This window comes from Streptomyces sp. NPDC002386, from assembly GCF_053593175.1.
Genome location: NZ_JBSFBX010000039.1, coordinates 1 through 2,262, shown reverse-complemented (window position 1 = coordinate 2,262; position 2,262 = coordinate 1). Strand labels below are relative to the sequence as shown.

Annotated in this window: 1 protein-coding gene; it reads left to right on the top strand. The window is 72.7% G+C overall.

Annotated features, from left to right (window positions below):
- Nucleotides 1-3: 3 nt before the first annotated feature.
- Nucleotides 4-2,262 (top strand): condensation domain-containing protein (locus tag ACWCPN_RS34780; RefSeq protein WP_451214576.1); only part of this gene is annotated, 2,259 nt, incomplete at its 3' end.

Below are 2,262 nucleotides of genomic sequence, written 5' to 3'. Positions count from 1 at the left end.
CGGGTGCGTGCGGTGTGGCCGGGGGTGCGGGTGGTGAACTCGTTCGGCCAGTCGGAGACGTTCTACGACTCCACGTACGAGGTGCCCGCCGGGGTCCATGACGAGGGGCCGGTGCCGATCGGCAGCCCCCTGGACGGCGTCCGCATGTACGTCCTCGGACCCAACCTGCGTCCCGTACCGGTGGGCGTGGCCGGTGAACTCTACGTCGGCGGCGAGGTCGTCGGACGGGGTTACCGGGGACGTGGCGATCTGACGGCGTCGAGGTTCGTGGCCGACCCGTTCGGCGCGGAACCCGGTGGGCGGCTGTACCGCACCGGCGACCTGGTCCGCTGGATCGAACCACGGCCCGGATCCGACACCGGGCCGGTACTTGAATACGTCGGCCGCGCCGACGTCCAGGTCAAGGTACGCGGCATCCGCATCGAACCCGGCGAGGTCGAAGCGGCCCTGGAGGCCCACCCGGCGGTCGACCGGGCCGTGGTCGTCGCACACGGCACCGACGCCGCCAGGCAACTGGTGGCCTACGTGGTTCCGGCCCGCACCGCCGGCCAGCCGGCCCCCGCTCCCGACCCGGACCAGCTCCGCCACCACGCCGGCGAACGCCTGCCGGACTTCATGGTCCCGGCCGTGATCATGGTGCTGGACCACTTCCCGCTGACACCCAACGGAAAGCTGGACCGCCGGGCACTCCCGGAACCGGAGAGTGCCGCACGCCCCTACCGCGCGCCCAGGAACCCGCGCGAGCAGGTCCTCGCGGACATCGTCGCGGACGTCCTCGGCCGGGAACGCGTCGGCATCGACGACGACTTCTTCGCGCTCGGCGGCGAGTCACTGCGCGCCACCCGCCTCGTCGCCCGGGTCCGGGCCGCCATGGACGCCGAGTTCCCGATCACCGCCGTCTTCGAGTCCCCGACCGTGGCCGGCCTGGCCGCCCGGCTGACCGAAGGAGCCACCCGACCGCCACTGACCGCCGCCGAGCGCCCGGAGCGGGTGCCGCTCTCCTACGCCCAGCAGCGGCTCTGGTTCATCCACCAGTACGAGGGCCCCTCGGCCACGTACAACATCCCGCTCGCCGTGCGGCTCCCCGGCGACGTGGACCGTGCCGTCCTCGAGGCCGCCGTCACCGACGTGATCGTCCGGCACGAGAGCCTGCGGACCTTGTTCACCGCCGACGCCTCCGGCGTCGCCCACCAGCACGTCCTGCCACCGGACCGGATCCGGTTCGAGCTGCCGCGCCTCGACGTCGCCGCGGCCGACCGGGACGCCGCGGTCACCGAGGTCGTACAGCACCCCTTCGACCTCGCCACCCAACTCCCCATCCACGGCCGCCTGCTCCGCGTCGCGGCGGACGGCGAGGGAACCGGGCAGACCCAGCTGCTGGTGATGGTCGTGCACCACATCGCCGGTGACGGCGGCTCGATGTCCGCCTTCGCCCGGGACATCGCCCGGGCCGCCGAGGCCCGCCAGGCCGGCCACGCCCCCGACTGGGCGCCACTGCCGGTGCAGTACCCGGACTACGCGCTGTGGCAGCGCGGACTCCTGGGCGACGAGTCCGACCCCGACAGCCTGGTCGGTCGGCAGCTCGCCTACTGGCGCGACGAGCTGGCGGACGTGGTACAGCCGATGGCGCTGCCGCTGGACCGTCCACGTCCGGCGGTGGCGACCTTCCGCGGCGGCATGGCCGACTTCGAGCTGCGCCCGGGACTCTTCGCCGAACTGGAGAAGCTGGCACTCGGCCGGGGCGCGACCACGTCCATGGTGCTGCAGTCGGCCTTCGCGGTGCTGCTCTCACGGCTGGGCGCCGGCGAGGACGTCGTCATCGGCTCGCCGATCGCCGGCCGTACCGACGAGGCGCTGACCGACCTGATCGGCTTCTTCGTCAACACGTGGGTGCTGCGCGCCGACCTGTCCGGGAACCCGTCGTTCGGCACCGTCCTGGACCGGGTCCGGGGCAAGGCCCTGGCGGCGTACGAGAACCAGGACCTGCCGTTCGAGCGGCTCGTCGAACTGCTCAACCCCGACCGCTCGCGGGCCTACCACCCCCTCTTCCAGGCGATGTTCGTGCTGCAGGACGCCGCCTGGGTCGAACCGGCCCGCGCCGAGTCCGGGTGGTCCCTGGAGTCGGCGGTCACCGGGACGGCCAAGTTCGACCTCATGATGACGATGAACGAGGTGCGGGCGGAGTCCGGGGAGCGGACGCTGGCCGGTCATCTGGAGTTCGCGCTGGACCTGTTCGACCGGGAGACGGCCGAGGAGCTGACC